The 25,076-nt window shown below is 64.5% G+C and carries 16 protein-coding genes; 7 read left to right on the forward strand and 9 right to left on the reverse strand.

What is annotated here, in order from left to right:
• The first annotated feature begins 13 nt into the window (after positions 1-13).
• A complete protein-coding gene (gene treS / locus CQW31_RS21875) occupies positions 14-3,331 on the forward strand; it encodes a maltose alpha-D-glucosyltransferase (protein WP_099815381.1) in 3,318 nt (1,105 codons plus the stop codon).
• Complete coding sequence (gene glgB, locus CQW31_RS21880; protein WP_099815382.1) at positions 3,332-5,542, forward strand: 1,4-alpha-glucan branching protein GlgB; 2,211 nt, start codon at positions 3,332-3,334, stop codon at positions 5,540-5,542. It abuts the gene before it with no gap.
• A gap of 55 nt (positions 5,543-5,597) precedes the next feature.
• Here the strand turns inward: glgB and CQW31_RS21885 are convergent, their stop codons facing one another.
• From CQW31_RS21885 to CQW31_RS31370, 9 genes are all read right to left on the reverse strand, one after another.
• Entirely contained in the window at positions 5,598-6,677 is a 1,080-nt protein-coding gene (locus CQW31_RS21885) for an autotransporter outer membrane beta-barrel domain-containing protein (protein WP_099815383.1), read from the reverse strand.
• 320 nt (positions 6,678-6,997) lie between these two features.
• Positions 6,998-7,792, reverse strand: a complete 795-nt coding sequence (locus tag CQW31_RS21890) for an endonuclease/exonuclease/phosphatase family protein (RefSeq protein ID WP_054886288.1) — start codon at positions 7,790-7,792, stop codon at positions 6,998-7,000.
• A gap of 159 nt (positions 7,793-7,951) precedes the next feature.
• Complete coding sequence (gene glgX / locus CQW31_RS21895; protein WP_099815384.1) at positions 7,952-10,105, reverse strand: glycogen debranching protein GlgX; 2,154 nt, start codon at positions 10,103-10,105, stop codon at positions 7,952-7,954.
• Between the two features lie 153 nt (positions 10,106-10,258).
• The gene (locus CQW31_RS21900) at positions 10,259-10,525 is read right to left on the reverse strand and encodes a DUF2934 domain-containing protein (protein WP_152955953.1); all 267 of its coding nucleotides are present in this window, start codon (positions 10,523-10,525) and stop codon (positions 10,259-10,261) included.
• 17 nt (positions 10,526-10,542) lie between these two features.
• Positions 10,543-13,317 (reverse strand): malto-oligosyltrehalose synthase, encoded by a 2,775-nt coding sequence (locus CQW31_RS21905; RefSeq protein ID WP_099815386.1) that lies wholly within the window; start codon positions 13,315-13,317, stop codon positions 10,543-10,545.
• On the reverse strand, positions 13,314-15,383 hold the full coding sequence (gene malQ / locus CQW31_RS21910; RefSeq protein ID WP_099815387.1) for a 4-alpha-glucanotransferase: 2,070 nt from the start codon (positions 15,381-15,383) through the stop codon (positions 13,314-13,316). Before malQ ends, CQW31_RS21905 begins: the two co-directional genes overlap by 4 nt.
• Entirely contained in the window at positions 15,380-17,122 is a 1,743-nt protein-coding gene (treZ, locus tag CQW31_RS21915) for a malto-oligosyltrehalose trehalohydrolase (protein WP_099815388.1), read from the reverse strand. Before treZ ends, malQ begins: the two co-directional genes overlap by 4 nt.
• 13 nt (positions 17,123-17,135) lie before the next feature.
• Entirely contained in the window at positions 17,136-18,695 is a 1,560-nt protein-coding gene (gene glgA / locus CQW31_RS21920; protein WP_099815389.1) for a glycogen synthase GlgA, read from the reverse strand.
• Between the two features lie 521 nt (positions 18,696-19,216).
• Entirely contained in the window at positions 19,217-19,387 is a 171-nt protein-coding gene (locus CQW31_RS31370; protein ID WP_219824750.1) for a DUF6026 family protein, read from the reverse strand.
• A gap of 203 nt (positions 19,388-19,590) precedes the next feature.
• Here CQW31_RS31370 and gnd point away from each other — a divergent pair, with 203 nt between their 5' ends.
• From gnd to CQW31_RS21945, 5 genes are all read left to right on the forward strand, one after another.
• Positions 19,591-20,571 (forward strand): phosphogluconate dehydrogenase (NAD(+)-dependent, decarboxylating), encoded by a 981-nt coding sequence (gene gnd, locus CQW31_RS21925; RefSeq protein ID WP_099815390.1) that lies wholly within the window; start codon positions 19,591-19,593, stop codon positions 20,569-20,571.
• Entirely contained in the window at positions 20,571-22,076 is a 1,506-nt protein-coding gene (gene zwf / locus CQW31_RS21930) for a glucose-6-phosphate dehydrogenase (RefSeq protein WP_099815391.1), read from the forward strand. Before gnd ends, zwf begins: the two co-directional genes overlap by 1 nt.
• Positions 22,077-22,220: 144 nt before the next feature.
• Positions 22,221-24,017, forward strand: coding sequence for a glycoside hydrolase family 15 protein (locus tag CQW31_RS21935; protein ID WP_099815392.1), 1,797 nt, complete (start codon positions 22,221-22,223; stop codon positions 24,015-24,017).
• Positions 24,018-24,073: 56 nt separating this feature from the next.
• Complete coding sequence (locus CQW31_RS21940) at positions 24,074-24,430, forward strand: VOC family protein (RefSeq protein WP_054886298.1); 357 nt, start codon at positions 24,074-24,076, stop codon at positions 24,428-24,430.
• Positions 24,430-25,050, forward strand: a complete 621-nt coding sequence (locus CQW31_RS21945) for a TetR/AcrR family transcriptional regulator (RefSeq protein WP_099815402.1) — start codon at positions 24,430-24,432, stop codon at positions 25,048-25,050. The genes CQW31_RS21940 and CQW31_RS21945 overlap by 1 nt, the downstream gene beginning before the upstream one ends.
• The last annotated feature ends 26 nt before the right edge of the window (positions 25,051-25,076 follow it).

A 25,076-nucleotide genomic window follows, 5' to 3' on the forward strand; every position in this document is an offset into this window, starting at 1 on the left:
CAAGGAGTCGCACATGGCCAAGCGGTCCCGCCCGGCAGCCTTCATCGATGACCCGCTGTGGTACAAGGATGCCGTGATCTACCAGCTGCATATCAAGTCGTTCTTCGATTCGAACAACGACGGCATCGGCGATTTCGCTGGCCTGATCAGCAAGCTCGACTACATTGCCGAGCTGGGCGTCAACACCCTCTGGCTGCTGCCGTTCTACCCCTCGCCACGGCGCGACGACGGCTACGACATCGCCGAGTACAAGGCTGTGCACCCGGACTACGGCAGCATGGCCGACGCCCGCCGCTTCATCGCCGAGGCGCACAAGCGCGGCCTGCGGGTGATCACCGAACTGGTCATCAACCACACCAGCGACCAGCACCCGTGGTTCCAGCGCGCCCGCCACGCCAAACGCGGCAGCAAGGCGCGGGACTTCTACGTGTGGTCGGACGACGACCAGAAGTACGACGGCACGCGGATCATCTTCCTCGACACCGAAAAATCCAACTGGACCTGGGACCCGGTCGCCGGGCAGTACTTCTGGCACCGCTTCTATTCGCACCAGCCGGACCTCAACTTCGACAACCCGCAGGTGCTCAAGGCGGTGATCGGGGTGATGCGCTTCTGGCTCGACCTCGGCGTCGATGGCCTGCGCCTGGACGCCATTCCGTACCTGATCGAGCGCGACGGCACCAACAACGAGAACCTCGCCGAGACCCACACGGTGCTCAAGGCAATCCGCGCCGAGATCGACGCCAACTACCCTGACCGCATGCTGCTGGCCGAGGCCAACCAGTGGCCCGAAGACACTCGGCCGTATTTCGGCGAGGGGGATGGCGACGAATGCCACATGGCCTTCCACTTCCCGCTGATGCCGCGCATGTACATGGCGCTGGCCATGGAAGACCGCTTCCCGATCACCGACATCCTGCGCCAGACCCCGGACATCCCGGCCAACTGCCAGTGGGCGATCTTCCTGCGCAACCACGATGAGCTGACCCTGGAAATGGTCACCGACCGCGAGCGCGATTACTTGTGGAACTACTACGCCGAGGACCGTCGCGCCCGTATCAACCTCGGTATCCGCCGGCGTCTGGCGCCGTTGCTGCAACGTGACCGGCGGCGCATCGAGCTGCTTACCAGCCTGTTGCTGTCGATGCCAGGGACGCCAACGCTGTACTACGGCGATGAACTGGGCATGGGCGACAACATCTACCTCGGCGACCGCGACGGTGTGCGCACGCCGATGCAATGGTCACCGGACCGCAACGGCGGTTTTTCCAGAGCCGACCCGCAACGCCTGGTGTTACCGCCGATCATGGACCCGTTGTACGGCTACCAGACCGTCAACGTCGAGGCCCAGGCCCACGACCCGCACTCGTTGCTGAACTGGAACCGCCGGCTGCTGGCAGTGCGCAAGCAGCAGAAGGCCTTTGGCCGCGGCAGCTTGCGTACGCTTACGCCGAGCAACCGGCGCATCCTGGCCTACATCCGCGAGTACACCGACGCCGACGGCAATACCGAAGTCATCCTTTGCGTCGCCAACGTCTCCCGCGCCGCCCAGGCGGCGGAGCTCGAACTGTCGCAATACGCGGGCAAAGTGCCGGTGGAGATGCTCGGTGGCAGCGCCTTCCCGCCGATTGGCCAGCTGCCGTTCCTGCTGACGTTGCCGCCGTACGCCTTCTACTGGTTCCTGCTGGCTGCCCATGACCGCATGCCCAGCTGGCACATCCAAGCCACCGAGGGGTTGCCGGAATTGACCACTTTAGTGCTGCGCAAACGCATGGAAGAACTGCTGGAATCGCCCTCCAGCGACACCCTCAACGACACCATCCTGCCGCAATACCTGCCCAAGCGTCGCTGGTTCGCCGGCAAGGAAGGCCCGATCGATCAGGTGCGCCTGCGCTACGGCGTGCGTTTCGGCACCGCTACCACCCCGGTGCTGCTCAGTGAGATCGAAGTGCTCAGCGATGGCATAGCCACCCGCTACCAGTTGCCGTTCGGCCTGCTTGCGGAAGAGCAGATCAACTCGGCGCTGCCACAGCAGTTGGCGCTGTCGCGGGTGCGCCGTGGCCGTCAGGTCGGCCTGATTACCGATGCCTTCGTCCTCGAACCGTTCATCCGTGCGGTACTGCGGGCCTGCCAGGACGGCACGCAGCTGCCCTGCGGCAATGGCCAAGGCGAGTTGCGCTTCGCGTGCACCGCTCAGCTGGCCGGGCTGGAACTGAACGAGCAAAGCCAGGTGCGCTACCTCAGCGCCGAGCAATCCAACAGCTCGGTGGTGGTTGGCGACCGCGTGGTGCTCAAGCTGATTCGCCGGGTCAACCCAGGCATTCACCCCGAGCTGGAAATGAGCGCCTATCTCACCGCCGCCGGCTTCGCCAACATCTCGCCGCTGCTGGCCTGGGTCAGCCGCGTCGATGAGCAGGGCGCGCCGCACCTGTTGATGATCGCCCAAGGCTACCTCAGCAACCAGGGCGATGCCTGGGCCTGGACCCAGAACACCCTGGAGCGGGCCATCCGCGACGAGATGGAGCCTGGCACTGCCGACCCGGAAGCGCATACCGACGCGCTTGCCGAACTCACCGGCTTCGCCGCCTTGCTCGGTCAGCGCCTGGGCGAGATGCACCAGCTGCTCGCAGCACCGAGCGACGACGAAGCGTTCCAGCCGCGCCCCAGCGACGCCGACGACTGCCAACGCTGGAGCGCGCAGATCAGCGCCGAACTGGATCATGCCCTCGACCTGCTGGCGCAGCACCGCGAACACCTCGACAGCGACAGCCAGGCCCTGGTCGACGACCTGCAACAGCAGCGGGACGGCCTCGCCCAGCACGTCGCCAGGCTCGCCGAACAGGCCCAGGGCGGCCTGCTGATGCGCGTGCACGGCGACCTGCACCTGGGCCAGGTGCTGGTGGTGCAGGGCGATGCCTACCTGATCGATTTCGAGGGCGAACCTGCCCGTCCGCTGGACGAACGCCGGGCCAAACATAGCCCGTACAAGGATGTCAGCGGCGTGTTGCGATCCTTCGACTATGCTGCTGCGATGATCTTGCGCAGCGCGTCTGCCGTAGACCTTTCCGACCCGGCCCGGCTAGCCCGGCAACGGGTTGCCCGGCGGTACCTGCACCAGTCGCGGCATGCCTTCGTCGAAGCCTACGGCCTGGCCACCGCCGCCGTGCCCCACGCCTGGCAACATGCCGAGGGCGAGCGCGCCGCGCTGGAGTTGTTCTGCCTGGAAAAAGCCGCCTACGAAATCACATACGAAGCCGAAAACCGTCCAAGTTGGCTGGCCGTGCCTTTGCATGGCCTGCATGGACTGATCAGTACCTGGGGAGATTCATAGATGAACGCAACCACGCGTGAAAACGGCGGCCTTCGGCAACGGGACCTGGATGCCCTGGCCCGCGCCGAGCACGCCGATCCATTTGCAGTGCTGGGCCCCCATGGCGACGGGCAGGGCGGCTTGTTCGTCCGTGCCTTCCTGCCCAATGCCCTGAGCGTGCGGGTGCTGGCGCGCCATGACGGGCGTGTCCTTGCCGACATGGTGCAGGGCAGCCTGCCTGGCCTGTTCACTGCGCACCTCGATGAGGCACAGCCGTACTTGCTGCAAATCGGCTGGGCCGGTGGCGAGCAGGTGACCGAAGACCCTTACAGCTTCGGCCCGCAACTCGGCGACATGGACCTCTACCTGTTTGCCGAAGGCAACCACCGCGACCTTTCCGGGCGCTTCGGCGCTCAGCCGACCCAGGTCGAGGGTGTCGATGGCGTGTGCTTCTCGGTGTGGGCACCGAATGCGCGGCGGGTGTCGGTGGTCGGCGACTTCAACAACTGGGACGGCCGCCGCCACCCCATGCGCCTGCGCCACAGCGCTGGCGTGTGGGAGCTGTTCGTGCCGCGCCTGGGTGTGGGCGAAACCTACAAGTTCGAAGTGCTCGGCAAGGACGGCATACTGCCGCTCAAGGCTGACCCGCTGGCCCGCGCCACTGAGCTGCCACCGAGCACCGCATCCAAGGTGGCCGCCGAACTGAGCCATGCCTGGCAGGACCACGACTGGATGGAGCACCGCGCCCAGCGCCACGCCTACAGCGCCCCGTTGTCGATCTACGAACTGCACCCAGGTTCCTGGCAATGCGAGCTTGACGAGCTGGGTGAAGTGTCGCGCTACTACAACTGGCGTGAGCTGGCCGAACGCCTGGTGCCTTACGTGCAGCAACTGGGGTTCACCCATATCGAGCTGCTGCCGATCATGGAGCACCCGTTCGGGGGCTCGTGGGGTTACCAGCCGCTGTCGATGTTCGCACCGACCTCGCGCTACGGCAGCCCTGAGGACTTCGCGGCCTTCATCGATGCCTGCCATCAGGGTGGCATTGGCGTGATCCTCGACTGGGTACCGGCGCATTTCCCCACCGACGAACACGGCCTGGCCCGCTTTGACGGCACTGCACTGTACGAGTACGACAACCCGCTCGAAGGCTACCATCAGGACTGGAACACGCTGATCTACAACCTCGGCCGCAACGAGGTGCGTGGTTTCATGATGGCGTCGGCCCTGCACTGGCTCAAACACTTCCACATCGACGGTTTGCGCGTCGATGCGGTGGCCTCGATGCTGTACCGCGACTACTCGCGCAAGCCCGGCGAATGGGTGCCCAACCGCCACGGTGGGCGCGAAAACCTCGAGGCCATCGACTTCATCCGCCACCTCAACGGTATCGCCGCCCATGAGGCACCGGGCGCACTGATCATCGCCGAGGAATCCACTGCCTGGCCGGGTGTGAGCCAGCCGACCGAGCAGGGCGGCCTGGGCTTCGCCTACAAGTGGAACATGGGCTGGATGCACGACACCTTGCACTACATCCAGAACGATCCGGTGCACCGAACCTATCACCACAATGAGATGAGCTTCGGCCTGATCTATGCCTATTCCGAACACTTCATCCTGCCGATCTCTCACGACGAGGTGGTGCACGGCAAGCACTCGCTGATCGACAAGATGCCAGGCGACCGCTGGCAGAAGTTCGCCAACCTGCGCGCCTACCTGACCTTCATGTGGACCCACCCGGGCAAGAAGCTGCTGTTCATGGGCTGCGAGTTCGGCCAGTGGCGCGAGTGGAACCATGACCACCAGCTGGACTGGTACCTGCTGCAATATCCTGAGCACCAGGGCGTGCAGCGCCTGGTAGGCGACCTCAACCGCTTGTATCGCGAGCTGCCGGCGCTGCATGAACAGGACTGCCAGCCCCAGGGTTTCCAGTGGCTGATCGGCGATGACGCGCACAACAGCGTGTACGCCTGGCTGCGCTGGAGCAGCCAGGGTGAGCCATTGCTGGTGGTGGCCAACTTCACCCCGGTGCCGCGCGAGGGTTACCGGATTGGTGTGCCATTTGGCGAGCGTTGGCAGGAGTTGCTGAACAGCGATGCCGAGCTGTATGCCGGGTCGAACGTGGGCAACCTGGGGGCGGTGGCGAGTGATCAGGTGGCCAGCCATGGGCAGCCACTGTCACTGGCACTGAACTTGCCACCGCTTGGCGTTCTGGTGATGAAGCCGGCCTGATTTATTGCCCGTACTGGCCTCTTCGCGGGTTCACCCGCGAAGAGGCCAGACCTGCCTACCACCGCATCCGCACCCCAAGGCTGCCTATCAGCCCATTGAGGTCGTTGCCATCCACATCACTGCTGTAGTCGGCACTGACGAACAGCGCCACCTTGGGTGTCACCCGTGCCACCAGGCCCAAGCCCAGTTCTACCGTGGTCGAGTATCGCGAGCTGGAGATCTTGTCGACCTGGTCCAGCTTGACATCGCTGGCGTCGTTGAAGTCATACCAGACGTTGGTTCGCACATAGGGCTCGATCGGCATGCCTTTCACGTCGTAGCGCCCGGACAGCTTGGCACCGACCCGGCCGCTCCAGCTCGGCTGGCTGTCGAAGGCCTGCAAGGTCTCCGCCTGAACTTGGTTACCCGGGAAGAACTGCTGGTTGATCAATTGTGCCTGGGGCTCGATCACCCAGCCGCCACCCAGGCCGATCGGGTAACCGCCTTCAATCGAAAAAGTCATCGCATGGCCACTGTCATTCAGGCGTTGGCCACTGTCGCCGCGGCCCATCACCTCGATGCGCGAGCCCATGGCCACGGCATCCAGGTGCCAGCCTCGCTCATGGGTCATGCTCCAGAATACCCCCAGGCTTTCGCCACTGAGGTTGACTGCGTTGCGCTGCTTGTCACCCAGCAACGGCCGTACGCCATTGAAGCTGCTTTGCAGGTTGTTATGGCCGACGAAAATCCCCGCACGGTGGACATTGCCATCGGCGGTTTCACGCACGAACAGGTCCGGGCCGATCATCAATTGCTGGCTGGGCGCTTCCAGTTGCTCTGGCGCTCGCGCCCCAGGCCGAGGCATGGTGCCAGGGAAGAACTGTGCCCACTGGCCGCCTGCCCGCTCGGGGGCCGACAGGTTGTGGCGTTCGCCCATTTTCTCGCTGAAGGCGTTCAGTGTCCCCATGTTCAGCCCGCTGGCAGTGACCGGGTCTAGCGACAACGTCGGCACCGTCGCTTGTTGCAAGTAGCTGGGCGAGATCGGATCTTCCTGCAGTTCGAACGCGAAAGTTTCCACTGGGGTTGCCAGAAGCATCGACGTGGAAACCGCATAGAAAATAGGTTCGAAGCGCAAGGGATTCGAGGTTCTTTTCATGGCGGATCTCCTCTGTTTTTTTTGGTGTGAAGCCCAAGGACCTGGCCTGTTGTCACGAGCTGTACGTCAAAAACAGAGGGCGACAAAAACCAGCACGCCGGAGTTCACGAGCGCGCACAAAGGCGCGAGCTAGAGGCCCGGCGCGAGTTCTTACATCTAGTGATAGTGTTCAGCTAAGGAGAGACAGGCGCTTGCGTCAAGAAAACGTGAAATGTCTGTTCAAACCCTGTGTTCAGCAGTAAGTCATTGATTGAAATAATTAACTTTCCATATATAGCGATGATCGCTATTTCTGCTGCACTGGCTATGCCGAATCATTGTTACAGCCTGACCTCTACGGCCAGTGGCAAGTGGTCGGAGAGGTGCGTCCAAGGTTTGTGCCCCAGTATCTGCGGCGCATGGCTATCGGCATTGCGCAGGTAGATGCGATCCAGGCGCAGCAGGGGCAGGCGCGCCGGGTAGGTACGGGCGAGATGGCCATGGTGGCGTTCGAAGGCCTCGTGCAGGTCGCGCTGCAGGCCAAGGGTGCGGTTGCCGTGGGACTTCCAGTCATTGAAATCGCCGGCAATGATCACCGGTGCCTCGGCAGGCAAGGAATCAAGCAACTGACGCAGCAGCTTGAGCTGCTTCTGTCGATGGTTTTCCAGCAATGACAGGTGCACGCAGATGGCATGCACGTTGTGCTGGCCGGGGACGTCGAGGATGCAGTGCAGCAGGCCGCGCCGCTCGGGGCCGGTGATCGACACGTCGAGGTTGCGGTGCTCGATGATCGGGTACTTGGACAGCAGCGCATTGCCGTGGTGGCCGTCGGGGTAGACCGCGTTGCGGCCATAGGCGAAGTCGCTCCACATGCTGTCGGCAAGGAATTCGTACTGCGAGGTCTGCGGCCAGCCGGGGTAGCGCGCGGCATGGCGGTCGTGGCTGCCGAGCACTTCCTGGAGGAACACGACGTCGGCCTGGGTGCTGCGCACCGCCTCGCGCAGCTCAGGCAGGATGAAGCGCCGGTTGAAGGCGGTGAAGCCCTTGTGGGTGTTCACCGTCAGCACCCGCAGGCGTTTCACGGGAGGGGCCTGGCGGGTGCTGGCGAAACCTGGGTTGCCGGCTTCGAGGTTCACGGTGACTCCTTCATGCGGGTTGCGCACCTGTAGGAGCGGCCTGGTGTCGCGAAAGGGCTGCGCAGCAGCCCCGGCAATTTCTGCTGCGCAGCTCAAATCCTGGGGCCGCTTCGCAGCCCTTTCGCGACACAAGGCCGCTCCTACAGCCGCCTGGTGGGTTCAGTCTTCCTCGCGCTGCAGCACCATCAACAGCAACGACCGCCCCTTGACCTCAAAGGTACTGTCGAACTGCACATGCTGCGGCTTGCGCAGCTCCGGCCGGTCGGTGTCGATCAGGCAGCTCCAGTAGTCACCTTCCGGAACCGCCGGCAGCAAGAATGGCACCACATCGTGGTGCGCATTGACGATCAACAGCATGGTCGCCTCAGACCCAGGCCGGGCAATACCACTGACCTGCGCGCGACCATCGATCAGCATGCCCAGACAACGGCCGTGCGGGTCTTCCCACTGCTCCACGCTCATCTCGTTGCCATCGGGCGCCAGCCAGGTCACGTCCTTGACCCCGATCGCTTCGTTGTAATCGCCGACCAGGAAGCGCGAGCGGCGCAGCACCGGGTAGGCCAGGCGCAGGCGGGTCAGACGCTTGACGAAGGCCAGCAGTTGCTTGCCTTCGTCATCCAGGTCCCAGTTGACCCAGCCGATCTCGCTGTCCTGGCAATAGGCGTTGTTGTTGCCATGCTGGGTGCGGCTGAATTCATCACCGGCGACGATCATTGGCGTACCCTGGGCCAATAGCAGCGTGGCGAAGAAGTTGCGCATCTGGCGCATGCGCAGAGCGTTGATTTCAGGGTCGTCGGTCGGGCCTTCGGCGCCACAGTTCCACGACAGGTTGTTGTCGGTGCCGTCCTGGTTGTTCTCGTCGTTGTCTTCGTTGTGCTTGCCGTTGTACGACACCAGGTCGCGCAGGGTGAAGCCATCGTGGGCGGTGATGAAGTTGACCGAGGAATACGGCCGCCGCCCGCGGTTGTTGAACAGGTCGCCTGAAGCGGTGATACGTGCGGCGAAATCGGCCAGCTGGCCTTCGTCGCCCTTCCAGAAGGCCCGTGCCGTGTCACGGAAGCGGTCGTTCCACTCGGCCCAGCCCGGCGCGAAATTGCCGACCTGATAGCCACCTGGGCCGCAGTCCCAGGGTTCGGCGATCAGCTTGACCTGGCTGAGCATCGGGTCCTGGCGGCAGGCGACAAGGAAGCCGTGACGCTCGCTGTAGCCGTCGTGATAGCGGCCAAGGATGGTCGCCAGGTCGAAGCGGAAGCCGTCTACATGCATTTCGCCCGCCCAGTAGCGCAGCGAGTCGGTGACCAGCTGCAGTACGCAGGGGTGGCTGAGGTCGAGGGTGTTGCCGGTGCCGGAATCGTTGATGTAGTAGCGCTTGTCGTCGGGCATCAGGCGGTAGTAAGAGGCGTTGTCGATGCCACGCATCGACAGGGTCGGGCCGCGTTCGTTGCCTTCGGCGGTGTGGTTGTAGACCACGTCGAGGATCACTTCCAGGCCTGCGTCATGCAGGTGCGCGACCATCTCCTTGAACTCGGCAATCTTGCCGCTGGCCAGGTAGCTCGGGTGCGGTGCGAAGAAGGCGATGCTGTTGTAGCCCCAGTAATTGTTCAGGCCCTTGTCCAGCAAATGCTGGTCGTTGACGAAGGCATGGATCGGCAGCAGCTCGATGCTCGACACGCCCAGGTCCTTGATGTGCTTGAGCAGTTCGTCGTTGGCAAGGCCGGCGAAGGTGCCACGCAGCTCTTCCGGCACGGCAGGGTGGCGCATGCTGATGCCGCGGGTGTGGGCTTCATAGATGATCGTGCGCTCCCAAGGGACCTGCACGCGCTGGTCGCGGCCCCAGGTGAAGGCCGGGTCGATGACCTTGCACTTGGGCACGAAAGGCGCACTGTCGCGTTCGTCGAACGACAGGTCGCCATCCGGGTGACCAATGGTGTAACCGAACAGCGCCTCGGACCATTTCAGGCTGCCGACCAATTGCTTGGCATAGGGGTCGATCAGCAATTTGTTCGGGTTGAAGCGGTGGCCGTTTTCCGGCTCGTAGGGGCCGTATACGCGGTAACCGTAGACCAGTCCGGGATGCGCATCAGGCAAGTAGCCATGGTAGATCTCGTCGGTGTACTCGGGCAGCTCGATGCGCTCGAGCTCCTGCTCGCCGGTGGAGTCGAACAGGCACAACTCGACCTTGGTGGCATTGGCCGAAAACAGGGCGAAATTGACCCCCAGGCCGTCCCAGGTCGCGCCGAGGGGGAAGGGCAGGCCTTCGCGGATGCGCGTTGGGGCGACGGAGCGGGTTTTCTTTGGGGTGCGCGGGCTCATGGCAATCCTCGATTGGCCGTTGTGGAGGGTATGTTGCGCAGTCCTGCAGTGGCCTCTTCGCGGCTCAAGCCGCTCCCACAGCAACTGCATTGCCCTCAGAGGCAGTGGAGAACCTGTGGGAGCGGCTTTAGCCGCGAAAGGGCCGGCACGGGCTTAACCAGCAGTAGGCTTTTTCACCGCGCGAGGCTTCTTGGCAGCCACCGGTTTGCTGGCCCCAGGCAACGCCGCAGCCTTCGGTTCAGCCGCTACCTTGGGCTTGGCCGGCGCCCGCTTGCGCGGTGCCGCCTTGGGGGCCAGCGCTTCGGCTTCGGCAAGCTTGCGTGCCATGTCCCAGTGGCGTTCCTCCTGACCCTCCGGCTTACCCTCCGATTCCCAGATCTGATAAGCGAATTCACGTACTCGTTTTTCTTCGACACTCATCACGACGCTCCTGAATGCTATGCATGTTCGATCAACAAGTTGACTGGGAATTGCGCCAAGACCGCGCTCAACATCAGCTCCCTTGTAGGGCTGACAGCGGCGCCGCCGAAAAGTCCAGTCCAAGTGGCAGGCGACAAGGCAAACGGCAGGATCACTCGGGTATCGTCCCAGTTCTGTGCCGGGATCAACGGTGTAGTGGCGCCGCCGAGCAAGCCGCAGGCCAGGCGCGGGGCGACGACAATGGCGCGTTGGCCTTCACCCAGGCGGGCGAAGGCAATGACCTGATCGGCATGCCGGCCCTGCACCTGCAGCGGCAGGTAGGCCCCGCGTCGGAACAGCTCGGCGTGGGCCTGGCGGCAGTCCAGCACCCGGGCGATCAGCGCCTGCTTGATGCGGCCGTCACGCCAGTGCGCCAGCAGCTCGCCAGGCGCGCTGGTATCGTCCAGGGTGCGACGCCTGCAAGCGTAGTCCACGGCGCGGCGGTTATCCGGGTCGACCAGGCTGAAATCCCAGTATTCGTTGCCCTGGTACAAGTCGGGGACGCCCGGCACGGTCATGCGCAGCAGGCTCTGGACCAGGCCGTTGAGCGCGCCGGGGCAGGCGATCAGCTGTGCAGCATCGGCCAGTGACTGGCGCAACTGCTGGTTTTCCCGGCCCAGCAGCAAGCCGTCGACATAGGCGGCGCAGGCCGCTTCATAGGCTTCGTTGGGCGCGCTCCAGCTGCTGCGCAGCTTGGCTTCGCGCAGGGCCTTCTGCTGCCATTGGCGGATACGTTCGGCGTACTGGCGCAGTGCCTTGTCATCCTGCAGGTCAAGCGCGAGTGGCCAGCTACCCAGCAACGTCTGCCACAGCAACAGCTCGTCGCCGGGGCTGGGGGCCACGCCCTCATCCAGTTGCTCGCGCAGCGGCGCGGCCAGCTCGCGCCAGTGTTCCACGCGGCTGGCCAACCAGGGCCCACGCTCGCTCAGCACGGCCAGGCGAGCACGGCTGTCCTCGCCGCGCTTGTGGTCATGGGTGGCGGTGGCCAGCAGGTTGTCGGGGAAGTCGCGCAGGCGGCGCTGAGCCTCGTTATGGAAATGCTCGACGCCTGCGCTGAAGCGCTCGGCCTCGAAGCCGACATCGTTGCGCGACAGCAGCCGTGCCGAGCGGTAGAAGGCGGTGTCTTCCACAGCCTTGGCGGCACTGGGTGCGGTGAGCTGCTGGAAGCGCACGCAGGCATGGCGCAGGTGCTTGCGTGGGCGGCCCGGTGGCAGCTGGCGCCAGGGTTGGCCACCGAGCCATTGCTCGAGCTGGTCGAGCAACGGCCAGTCGGCTTCGCCAAGGTCCTGGCGGGCATTGGCCAGGGCCTGCTGGAAGAAGCGTTCGTCCTCGGCCGGGCGCCCGCAGGCATTGAAGTAGGTGCGATACACCGGGTAATGCGCAACCAGCGCTTGCAGCGCGCGGCGAATCGCGCCCAAGGTCAGGTCGCGGGTCATCAGGTCGTCACGGGCGACCTGCAACAACGCCTGGGCGACGGATTCGCAATCGCCGGCGAGGCTGGCATTGAGCACCAGATGGCGCGCCAGCCGCACTTCCTCGGGGAACGCGGGGCGCTCGCTGACCGTAGCCCACAACTCGGTCAGCGGCGCTTCACCGGCCGGGTCGTGTTGCAGCAGCGAGACCTGGTTCATGAACTCGTAGCCGGTGGTGCCGTCGGTCAGCCAGTCGCGGTGCAGGTGTTCGTCGGTGCCGAGGATCTTTTCCACGTAGATCGGGAAGTGTTCCAGCGCAGCCTGCAGCGGGCGCCTGGCGAGCAGGCTGTCGACCCGGCGGCGCAGCTTGCGGCAATAGCCGCGCGGGTCGGCCAGGCCGTCGATATGGTCGATGCGCAGGCCGTCCACCAGGCCGCGCTCGATCAGTTCGAACAGTTTGGCGTGGGTGGCTTCGAACACCGCGCTACGCTCCACCCGCAGGCCGCCCAGTTCGTTGATGTCGAAGAAGCGCCGCCAGTTGATGTCATCGGCCGCAGTGCGCCAGCTGGCGAGGCGGTAGGTCTGGCGTTCGAGCAACAGGTGCAGGCGCTTGAAGCCGTTTTCGCTGCGGCTGTCGAAGGCGATCAGGGCCGACTCCAGGTCCGCGCCTTCGCCCACCAGGCGCGCCAGTTCGGCGTGCAGTGGCAAGGCGTTCGTCACGGGTTCGGGGGATTCGCGCAAGGCAGTGAAATGCTCCGCCAGGGCCTTGAGTGCCGGCTCGGGGCTCTGTGCGAGGATCCAGCCGTAGTCCAGCGGGCAGATCGGGAAGCGATGCTGATAGTGGGCGATCTGCAGCACGCCGGACTGCGCGTCGAATTGCAGCGGGATGTCGCCGTTCTTCAGCGCCACGCCGTAGTCGCTGCCGAGAAACGGCAGCAGCAACTGCCCGGCCAGCAGCGGGTCGCTGGAGTGCCACTGAATGTCGAAGAACTCCGCGTAGGGGCTGCGCCGGCCCCAGGCCAGCAGGCTCTGCCACCACGGGTTGTCGGCGCCGCCCACGGCCATGTGGTTGGACACGGTATCGAGGATCAGCCCCATGCCATGCTGGCGCAGCGCAGCCACCAGCCGTTGCAACGCAGCCTCGCCACCCAGTTCGGGGTTGACGCAAGTCGGGTCGACCACGTCGTAACCGTGGCGCGAGCCGGCGCGGGCCTTGAGGATCGGCGAGGCGTACAGGTGGCTGATGCCCAGCCGGGCGAAGTACGGCACCAGTGGCACTGCGTCATCGAGGCTGAAGTCGCTGTGAAATTGCAGGCGTAGCGTCGCGGTCAGTGGTTTCATCGGTCACGCTCCCAGGCTTGTTCGCGGGCCTGGGCCAGCAGTTCAAGGCGCCGTGCGGCGTCTTCGTCGTCGAGTAGTTCGTGCACCGGAGCGGCGAAGCGCCGGCGCCAGTTGGGGTGGCCGCTGGTGGTGCCGGGCAGGTTGGGCTGCTCGTCACTGCCCAGCAGGTCTTCCAGTGGGATCAGCACCAACGGGGCGCGGGTGTGGCCGACGTAGCGGATGGCGGCATCGATCACCGCGTCATTGTCCGATTGCGGGCCATAGTTGGCTTCCAGCGTGCGGCACAGGCCTTCGCGTTCCTTTTGCCGATCGTGGCGCCAGTGCAGTTCGGTGGCGGCGTCGATCAGGTTCAGGCGCTGGCTCCAGTCGATGTCGCGGCTTTGCAGCCAGCCGGCCAGTGGCGCCAGGTCATGAGTACCGGTGGTGGCCAGGGCATCGTCCGGCCAGTCGAGGATCGGTTTGAAATGGCCGGGCTGGGTCTGTTCGAACGGCAGCACACGCATGCCCAGTATGGCCTTGGCCGCCAGTTGCTCGCGCAGGCCCTCGGGCACGGTGCCGAGGTCTTCACCCAGAATGATCGCCTGGTGGCGTACCGACTCCAGGGCCAGCAGGCGCAGCAGGTCTTGCACCGGGTATTCGAGGTAGGCACCCTGGTCGGGCTCGCAGCCACGCGGGATCAGCCACAGCCGGCGCAGCCCCATCACATGGTCGATGCGCAGGCCGCCGGCATGGGCCAGGTTGGCGCGCAGCATCTCGATGAAGGCGCGGTAGCCGTTGCGCTTGAGGCCTTCGGGAGAGAAGGCGCAAATGCCCCAGTCCTGGCCCGAGCGGTTGAGAATATCGGGTGGCGCGCCGACCTTGAGGTTGGCCAGCAGCTCGTCCTGGCGGCTCCAGGCCTGGCTGCCGGCGCCATCGGCACCGACGGCCAGGTCGGCGATCAGGCCGATGGCCATGCCATTGCTGCGTGCGGCGTACTGGGCGCGTTGCAGGCTGCGTTCGGTCAACCACTGGCAGAACGCGTGGAATTCGATCTTGGCCGGATACGCGTTGGCAAAGGCTTCGACTTCCGGGTGGTACGGGTCGTGCCAGGCGCTGGGCCAGTTGCGCCAGTCGGCGCCCAGGCCATGCTCGACGGCATGCGCCTGCAGCACTTCGAAGCGGCAGTGGTGTTCCAAGGCCTGGCCACGGGCCTCACGGAAGCTGTCGAAGTCTTTGCGCAACGGGTGGTCGGCCTGGCTGAAGTCCAGGTACAGCGCTTCGAGTAGCCGCAGGCGGGCGTCGGCGGCGCGAGGCCAGTCGACCAGTGGGCGTTGTTCCAGATCTTCAAGTACTTGTTCCAGGCCGCAGGCCTCGATCGCCATGCGCACGGCGCGCTCGCCCAGCAGCGCGGCGGGGCTGGCATACAAGGTATTGAGCAGCAGGCGGCTGGACGGCGAGTAGGGGCTGTAGTGTTGCTGGTCGATGGCTGACAGGGCATGGATGGGGCTGATCGCCAGGGCGTCGGCGCCGCGTTCGGCGGCACTGCGTGCCAGCTGCTCCAGCGCCAGGCAATCGCCATATCCGCCGTCGCCTGGGCGGCGCAGGCTGTAAAGCTGCACGGCCAGGCCCCAGCAGCGCGGCGGTGGTTCGCTGACGACGTCAGCCAAACTCCAGCAACGCGGCGGTGCCACGGCGACGGTGAAGCTGCGGTCGTTGACCTGCAGCAGGTGATAACCCACCGGCAAGCCGCCGGGCAGGTTGCCCTGGGCATCGAGGGTCAGGTACTGCAGGCGGTTGCTTTCCAGGGTGCAGCGCACGGCGCTGCCTGGCGGAAAGTAGCGCCCCAGGGGCAGCGGTTGGTCAAGCTCGGCAGTGATCAGCGGGGGCAGGTGCTCGGCGTCTTCGGCGGCTTCCACTGCGCGCAGGCTGGCGAGGATGGCAGGCTCGTCGTCAGCAGCGTGGCCCAAGCCGTCGAGGACCTTGCGCAGGACCTCGTCGCTGACCTGCTGCGGCCGGTTGTTGGCGTCGATCCAGTCGCGGGCCAGCCCTACGCGGGCGGCCAGTCGGTGCAGGGCGGTTTCGCTCATGGGCGCTCCTGGCCAGGTGGAAGCAGGCTGACCACGCAGCTGTAGGCGGACAGCGCGGTATCGGGGTGGCGGGTGTCGCTGCTGTCGAACAGGCGCCATTGCGCGGCGGGCAGTTCAACGACCTGCGGCGTCGCGGCCAGGTTAAGGTCGATGCGCAGGATACGGCCATCGCCCAGGCGCCAGCGTGCGGTCAGGGCCTGATCACCCAGCACCACGGCGCCCAATGCACGGCTGCCGGGCAGGTGTGGGATGACATGGCGCTGGCGCACGTCGAGCAGCTGCTGATACAGGCCGTGCCAGCCCGCGAGGACCTGCTTGCTTTGCGGTCGCGATGCCTGGAAGGTCTGCTCGGCGTTGGGGTCGGGTATGTGTTCGCGTTGCTCGGGGTCGGCAAACGCCTTGAAGTGGGCGAACTCGCCGCGCCGGCCCTCGCGCACGGCATCGGCCAGCTCGTCGTGGAAGTCGGTGAAGAACAGGAACGGCTGGCAACTGCCATCTTCATCGCCCATGAACAGCAGCGGAATCATCGGCGCCAGCAGCAGCAGGCCGGTGGCGGCACGCAAGGCCGCTGGCGAGCACAGGCGAGTCAGGCGTTCGCCCAAAGCGCGATTGCCGATCTGGTCATGGTTCTGCAGGAACAACACGAACGAAGAGGGTTCCAGGTGCCCGCTGGGTTCGCCGCGGGGCGTACCGTGGCGGTTGGCCTGACCTTGGAAGACGAAGCCTTCGGACAGGCAGCGAGCCAGTTTTTCGATGGGTTTTTCCTGGTAATCGGCGTAGTAACCTTCGGTTTCCCCGGTCAACAGGACGTGCAAGGCATTGTGGCCATCGTCGTTCCACTGGGCATCGAAGCCCTGTTGCAGCAGCGAGGCCTGGTTGTGCTCGTTCTCCAGCGCCAGCCACACATGCCGGCCCGGTTCCACCGCCGCGCGCACGCGTTGCGCCAGTTCCACCAGGAAGTCGGGCTGGTCGATGGCGTGCACCGCGTCCAGGCGCAGGCCATCGCAGCGGTAATCGCACAGCCACATCAGGGCGTTCTGGATGAAGTACTCGCGCACCTCTGGGCGGCGGAAATCGATGGCGTCGCCCCAGGGCGTCTGGCGGTCTTCCCTGAAGAACGGGCTGGCGTACTGGTGCAGGTAGTTGCCGTCCGGGCCGAAGTGGTTGTAGACCACATCGATCATCACCATCAGCCCGTGGCCATGGGCCTGATCGACCAGCGCGCACAGCTGCTCCGGGCTGCCATAGCTGTGCTGCGGCGCATAGGGCAATACACCGTCGTAGCCCCAGTTACGGTCACCGGGGAACTGCCCCAGGGGCATCAGCTCGATGGCGCTGATGCCCAGTTCGGCCAGCCTCGGCAGCCGCCGGGCGACCCCCTGGTAGCCCTCGAGCACGCCGACGTGCAGTTCCTGGATCACCGCTTCGTGCCAGGGCCGGCCCTGCCAGGGGTGCTGCCAGTCGAAGGCGCCGACATCCACGACCTGGCTCGGCCCGTGCACCCCTTCGGGTTGGTAGCGCGACGCCGGGTCAGGCACTTGCAGCTCGCCGTCGATACGATACTGATAACGGTCACCGGCCCGGCACGGGGCAACCCCGGTGTACCAGCCGCCGTCTTCGGGCAGCAGCTCGATCGCGGGCTGCTGTTCCAGTTCCAAGCTCACGCTGCGCGCATCGGGCGCCCACAGGGCGAAGCGCGCCGACGTGGCGTCCATCAGGTGTGCGCCATGTCTGTGCATCTTCTAACCCCGCTCAGTAGTGGCTCAGGTGGGCCTGCTTGACCAGGTCCTCATACAGGCGCGCGTAGGGTTCCACCGCCTGGCACCAGTTGAACGGCTGGGTCATCGACAGGCAGCGCATGGCATTGAGCAGGTCCTTCTTGCCGTAGGTATAGAAGGCACGGCTCAGTGCTTCGCGGTAACTGTCGACGGTCGATTCATCGAACAGGAAACCGGTAACGCCGTTCTCGATGGTGTCGGCCAGGCCGCCGGTGTTGCGTGCCACCGGCAGTGAACCGAAGCGCTGCGCGTACATCTGGCTCAGGCCGCAAGGCTCGTAGCGCGAAGGCATCAGCAGGAAGTCGCTGCCCGCGAACATGCGCCTGGCGTCGGTTTCGTTGAAACCGATGCGTACCCCGATGCGGCCAGGGTAGCGCAGGGCCAGCTCGCGCATGGCCTGTTCCTCTTCCGGCTCACCGCGGCCGATGATTGCAATCTGCCCGCCTTGCTCGACGATGTAGTCGGCAACGCCGAGGGTCAGGTCCAGGCCTTTCTGGTAGACCAGCCGCGAAACGACGGCAAACAGCGGCCCTTCGGAAGGTTGCAGCCCGAACAGCTTGCGCACGGCGTCGGTGTTGCGTGCCTTGCCTTCCCAGTCGTTGATGCTGAAGTTGTGCTCCAGGTGCTTGTCGGTGGCCGAGTCCCAGCTTTCGTCGATGCCATTGGGGATGCCGCCGAGCAGGCCTTGCTGGGCCTTGCTGGCCAGGAAGCCATCGAGCCCACAGCCGAATTCCGGGGTGGTGATCTCCTGGGCGTAAGTGGCGCTGACCGTGGTGATGTGGCTGGAGTAGGCAAGGCCGGCCTTGAGGAACGACAGCTTGCCGTAGAACTCCATGCCTTCTTGCTGCATGGCATGGTCGGGTATCGCCAGCTCCGGGCTACAGCCGCGACTGTAGACGCCCTGATAGGCCAGGTTGTGAATGGTGAACAGGGTCGGAGTGTTCAGCCCGCGCCAGTGCATGTAGGCCGGTGCCAGGCCTGCGGGCCAGTCGTGGGCATGCACCACTTCTGGCTTCCAGTGGATCATGCCTTCGCCGGCGGCGATCTCCGCCGCGGCCAGGCCCAGGCGGGCGAAACGGATGTGGTTGTCCGGCCAGTCGCGACCGTTGTTGGCGCCGTAAGGGGTGCCGTCGCGCTGGTACAGCTCGGGGCAGATCAGCACATAGATGACCAAGCCGTCGGCCATGTCCATGCGGCCGATCGTGCAAGGCGGCAGGGCAGCGTGGCCGCCGAGCTCGCCGACGATGTGGATGGGATTGTCGCTTTCCACCACCTGCGGGTAACCTGGGATCAACACTCGGACATCATGCAAGTGCGCCAGGGCGCGTGGCAGTGCTGCGGAAACGTCGCCGAGGCCGCCGGTCTTGACCAGGTCGGCGATTTCCGAGGTGACGAACAGGATCTTGCGCTTGTTGGGGTTGTGCTGGCGTTGGGCGCCGGGTGCCGTGCCTGTCTTGGCGAAATCCGGGGTAAGCGGCTCGCGGTTGTCCGGTTTGAATGACTCTACGTGAGGCTCGACAGCGGCACTGATCATACTTCTCTCCGTCCCTAAGTGTTGGCAGGGTGCTGGCACCCTTGGTGTTATCTCGTGCGGTTCTCTCTGATTCGGCAATTGCGTGATGCTATCCATGCCCCGAAGCCGTGCGTGCAGGCACAACGCGATCGGCATTCCGGCCGAAGGCGCTTGGACTGGTTGGGGTAGGCGGGCCGTGCGAAGGAAGTCCTTTGCGATTGGCCTACTTAGTTGCTGACCCGCCACCATTTCCAAAAGTTCGACTTTTTTACGTCGCTCTTCCTCTGAGCAAATGGCGGGCCGAAACCTGAGTGTAGGAGAGCGGGCGATAAAAAGGTGACCCATTGGTCACTTCGGTTATGACCGAGATAGACGCAAACGTTGGCGAGTGTGACCGGATATGAACAGCGGTGTTCGAGGGTGGGGCAGAGCTGGCTCACGCGTGCGCCATCATGTGACTGATCAACGTGTCGCGCACCAGAATGGGGCGGGGTTACAGCGCTGTGGGAGCGCGAAGCTCCCACCAGGAGAGGGGGGATGAATCAGAAGCCGACGGTTTTGCCGTCGTCGCTACGTGCCTGTTCCAGCAGCATGTGCAATTGAGCGACCTGCTGGCGCAGCTGGTCACGTTCGTCCTTCAACTGGCGCAGCTCGTCGCGGCGCACGGAGACATAGAGGGTCTGGGTTGGAGTAGCAGGCATCAAGGTACCCATGGCACACCTCGCGGTTTTGGCTGGTGACAGTTAAAGCGTAGTCGCTTCACGCGGCGCGCATTCTGAATTCTTTCTCCGCCTAAGGGAACTTTTTTGTTTAACGTTGTCACGCCGTTCGTCGCTGAACCCTCGGGCGTCGTGCTGGACTAATCTGAAAAGTTGAACTGTGGTTGTCATTTATCTGGTAAGGGGAGCATCGGCTCATGCAATTGGGAATCGTCGGGCTGGGCCGCATGGGCGGCAATATTGCAAGGCGGCTGATGCGCGCCGGCCACCGCACCGTGGTCCATGACCGAAACCGTGAAGCCGTGGTCGGGCTGGAAGGCGAAGGCGCCCAAGGTGCCCACGACCTTGGCGCACTGGTGCAGAAACTCAAGGCGCCACGGGCGGTGTGGGTGATGCTGCCAGCCGGCGAGCCTACCGAGCAGACCATCGCCCAGCTGGCCGAGCTGCTGGAACCGGGCGATGCCATCATCGACGGGGGCAACACGTTCTATAAGGATGACATGCGCCGAGCGGCCGAACTGGGCAAGCGTGGGCTGCATTACCTGGATGTCGGCACCTCTGGCGGTGTGTGGGGCCTGGACCGCGGCTACTGCATGATGATCGGTGGCGAGAAGGCGGTGTTCGAGCGCCTTGAGCCGCTGTTCAGGGCACTGGCCCCGGGCGTCGGCGACATTCCGCGTACCCACGGCCGCAGCGGTGAGCACGAACGTGCCGAGCACGGCTATATTCATGCCGGCCCGCCTGGCGCAGGGCACTATGTGAAGATGGTGCACAACGGTATCGAGTACGGCCTGATGCAGGCCTATGCCGAAGGCTTCGACCTGCTGCGCAGCAAAGGCGGCACCGAGCTGCCGGAAGACCAGCGCTTCGACCTGAACGTGGCCGAGATCGCCGAAGTGTGGCGCCGTGGCAGCGTGGTCACCTCCTGGTTGCTTGACCTCACTGCCGATGCGCTGGTGGCCGACCCGACGCTTGCGCAGTTCAGTGGCTCGGTGTCCGACAGTGGCGAAGGCCGCTGGACCATCGACGCCGCCGTCGAACAGGCGGTGCCGGTACCGGTGCTGTCCAGTGCGCTGTTCGCCCGCTTCCGCTCGCGCCAGCAGCAGGGCACCTATGGCGACAAGATCCTGTCGGCCATGCGCCTGGGCTTCGGTGGCCACGTCGAGAAAAAAGACTGATGACCCAACAGACCATACCTGCTGCTCCGCCCTGCACGCTGTTCCTGTTTGGCGCCAACGGTGACCTGGTCAAGCGCCTGCTGATGCCGGCGCTTTACAACCTCAGCCGTGACGGTTTGCTGGACCGCAACCTGCGCATCGTCGGCGTCGACCACAACCCGGCCACGGCCGCTGAATTCGCCGAGCGCCTGCATGCCTTCATGCAGGCGCGCGACAAAGGCGGCGAGGGCGCTGCCAAGTGCCTCGACGAAAAGCTCTGGGCGCGGCTGGCCAAGCGCCTGGACTACCAGACCGGCGACTTCCTTGACCCAGCGACCTATGCGGCGTTGACCAAGCGCATCGAAAAAACCAGCCACGGCAATGCCATTTTCTATCTGGCCACTTCGCCACGTTTCTTCCCGGAGGTGGCTCAGCGCCTGGGCGACGCCGGGCTGCTCGACGAGTCGGCCGGTGGCTTCCGGCGTGTGGTGGTGGAGAAGCCTTTCGGCACCGACCTGGCCAGTGCCGAGGCGCTCAATGCCTGCCTGTTGAACGTGATGAGCGAGCGGCAGATCTACCGTATCGACCATTACCTGGGCAAGGAAACGGTGCAGAACATTCTGGTCAGCCGCTTCTCCAATGGCCTGTTCGAGTCGTTCTGGAACAACCACTACATCGACCATGTGCAAATCACTGCCGCCGAGACAGTCGGTGTGGAAACCCGCGGCGCGTTCTATGACAACACCGGCGCGCTGCGCGACATGGTGCCCAACCACCTGTTCCAGCTGCTGGCAATGGTGGCCATGGAGCCACCGGCGGCGTTTGCCGCCGACGCGGTGCGAGGCGAGAAGGCCAAGGTGATCGGTGCCATCCGCCCCTGGTCGGCAAAAATGGCCCTGAAGAACTCGGTGCGTGGCCAGTACACGGCGGGCAAGCAGGGCCGCAAACAGCTGCCGGGCTATCGGCAGGAAAACAACGTCGCGGCCGACAGCCAGACCGAAACCTACGTGGCGCTCAAGGTGATGATCGACAACTGGCGCTGGGCCGGGGTGCCGTTCTACCTGCGCACTGGCAAGCGCATGAGCGTGCGCGACACCGAGATCGCCATCTGCTTCAAGCCCGCGCCCTACGCGCAGTTTCGCGAGTCGGAGCTGGAGCGGCCCAAGCCCAACTACCTGAAGATCCAGATCCAGCCCAACGAAGGCATGTGGTTCGACCTCCAGGCCAAGCGGCCGGGGCCGGAGCTGGTGATGGAGAACATCGAGCTGGGCTTTGCCTACAAGGACTTTTTCAAGATGACCCCGGCCACCGGTTATGAAACGCTGATCTACGACTGCCTGACCGGCGATCAGACCTTGTTCCAGCGGGCCGACAACATCGAGAACGGCTGGCGGGCGGTACAGCCATTTCTCGATGCCTGGGCCCAGGGCGGCGAGGTGCATGAGTACCCGGCAGGGCAGGACGGCCCCGAACAAGGCAATGAATTGCTGACCCGCGACAAGCGCGAGTGGCACAAACTGGGATGAAAGTGCTTTGTTGCCTGCCCGGGCCTCTTCCCGGGTAAACCCGCTCCCACAGGTACATCACTGGCTGCGAGGTAGTGATATCCCTAAGGGAGCGGGTTTACCCGCGAAGAGGCCCGGGCAGGCAAGCTTTGAAAAGGAGGTTTGATGCCCGCCCACATCGAAGACTACGCCCTGCTCGGCAACTGCCGCAGTGCCGCCCTGGTCAGCCGCGACGGCTCGATCGACTGGCTCTGCCTGCCGCGTTTCGACGCCCCGGCCGTGTTCGCTGCATTGCTGGGCAACGAAGAGAATGGCCGCTGGCGCCTGGCCCCCACCGACCCCATCGAACACAGCAGTCGCCAGTACCTGGGTGACACCCTGGTGCTGGAAACCACCTGGGTCACTGCCAGCGGCCGCGCCCGGGTGCTCGACTTCATGCCGCTGGGCGAAGTCAATTCGGTGGTGCGCATCGTCGAGGGCGTCACCGGTGAAACCCACTTCGAAATGGACCTGGTGCTGCGCTTCGACTACGGCCGCAGTGTGCCCTGGGTAGAAAAACTCGACCCGCTGACGCTAAGTGCGGTGGCCGGCCCCGACCGCCTGATCTTGAGCAGCAGCGTGGAGCCCCATGGCCTGGACCATCACACCGCCGCCCGTTTTCGCGTGGGTGCCGGCGAGCGGCAGGTCTTCAGCCTGCGTCATCAGTCTTCGCATTTGCCCGTGCAGCCCGACTGCGACATCGACCAGGCGCTGCAATACGCCCTCGCGCATTGGCAGGCATTCGCCGACCGTTGCCCTGAGGTCGGCCCCTACACCGGCCTGGTGCGCCGATCGCTGCTTACCCTCAAGGCCATGACCTATGCGCCCACCGGCGGTATCGTCGCAGCGGTCACCACCTCGCTGCCCGAGCGCATCGGCCACGAACGCAACTGGGACTACCGCTTCTGCTGGCTGCGCGACGCCACCATGACGTTGCTGGCGTTCATGAACCTTGGCTACTTCGATGAAGCCCAGGCCTGGCGTGAATGGTTGTTGCGCTCGGTGGCTGGCAACCCTGAACAGATGCAGATCATGTACGGTTTGGCTGGCGAGCGTGACCTGCAGGAATACACCTTGCCCTGGCTGGCTGGCTACGAGCACTCGCAGCCGGTAAGGGTGGGCAACGCGGCTGCCGAGCAGAGGCAGCTGGACATCTATGGCGAACTGGCCGATGCCATGGCCCAGGCGATCAAGGGCGGTTTGCCGCGTCACCCGCGCAGCGCAGCGATCTCCCGGCTGATCCTGCCCTATGTCGAGCGGATCTGGCGTGACCCGGACGAAGGCATCTGGGAAGTGCGCGGAGGCCGTCAGCATTTCGTCCATTCCAAGGTCATGGCCTGGGTCGCCTTCGACCGTGCCGCGGGGCTGGCCGACACCACCGAAGATGGCCGCGAGCAGGGCCGTCACTATCGGCAGGTGGCCGACCAGATTCATCAGGAGGTCTGCGCCCGCGGGCTCGATGCCAGCGGCCAGCATTTCGTCCAGGCCTATGGCTCGACCGAGATGGACGCCAGCCTGTTGCAGATCGCCCTGACCGGCTTCCTGCCGGCCGAGGATCCGCGCTTTCAGCGCACCCTGGTGCAGATTGAGCAACGCCTGCTGAAGAACGGCCTGCTGTTGCGCTACGACAGCGACAGCTGCAGCGACGGGCTGACGCCAGGGGAGGGCACGTTCCTGGTGTGCTCGTTCTGGCTGGCCGATGTGTACGTGCTGCTGGGGCGCAAGGCCGAGGCCCAGGCGCTGTACGAAACGCTCACCGGGCTGTGCAACGACGTCGGCCTGCTGGCCGAGCAGTACGACCCTGCCGGCAAGCGCATGCTCGGCAACTTCCCCCAGGCGTTCAGCCACATCGGCATCATCAACACGGCGCTGAACCTGCACCGGGCACAAAGCCCGGCGCGTGATCGGGCACGATGTGACTAGGGGCGTCGTCAACTCCCGGAGTAGACTAGGGCAAACCCATTCTGCAAGGAGCACGCATGAGTGTTCGTGGCCACGATCGGCAGATCGACAACATCGAGTTCAACGTCAGCGACATCGCACGGAGCAAAGCTTTCTACGGTAGCGTGTTCGGCTGGCGCTTCACCGACTACGGGCCGACCTATACCGAGTTCAGCGATGGGCGCTTGACCGGAGGCTTCACCACTGGCGAAGCGGTGCGGCCGGGCGGGCCACTGATCATCCTTTATGCCGACGACCTGGAAGGCGCGCAACAGCGGGTCGAGGCCGCCGGATCGAAAATCAGCCGGGCTACCTTTGCCTTCCCGGGTGGTCGCCGTTTCCATTTCATCGACCCTGACGGATACGAGCTTGCTGTGTGGACGGCCCAAGCCTGATGGCCAACCACAAGATCGAAATCCGCCGTCGCAATATCGAGAAGATCCTCGTCGCCGCAGAAAAGGTGTTCGCCGAAAAGGGTTATGGCGCCACCTCGATGGGTGACATCGCCGAGCAGGCCGAGCTGCCGCGTTCCAACCTGCATTACTACTTCAGCACCAAGGATGAGTTGTTCCGCGCGGTGCTGCAGGACCTGCTGGATGTGTGGAAGCAGGACGCGCTGTGCTTCGAGAACTTCGAAGACCCGCGGGTGGTGCTGACCAGCTACATCCGCGCCAAGATGGGCCATTCGCGTTCACGGCCGCTGGGCTCGAAGATCTGGGCCGAGGAGATGCTGCATGGGGCGCCTGTACTGGGGGTGAACCTCGCTGAGAGCCTGGTGCCTTGGGCGAAGCTCAAGGAAGACAAGATTCGTCGGTGGGTGGCGGAGGGGCGCATCCTGCCGGTGGAGCCTTCGGCGCTGCTCTACATGATCTGGGCCTCGACCCAGCACTATGCCGACTTTGGCTATCAGGTGACGTTGCTGAACGAGGGTGAGCCTTTGTCGGACATGGCATTCGAAAGTGCGGTGCAGACGGTGACCTGCGTGATCTTGCGCGGCATAGGCTTGGAACCGTGAGTGAGTGGGGCCGCTTTGCGGCCCTT

The sequence above is a fragment of the Pseudomonas sp. 382 genome, assembly GCF_002759075.1.
In the GTDB taxonomy this organism is placed as follows: domain Bacteria; phylum Pseudomonadota; class Gammaproteobacteria; order Pseudomonadales; family Pseudomonadaceae; genus Aquipseudomonas; species Aquipseudomonas vlassakiae.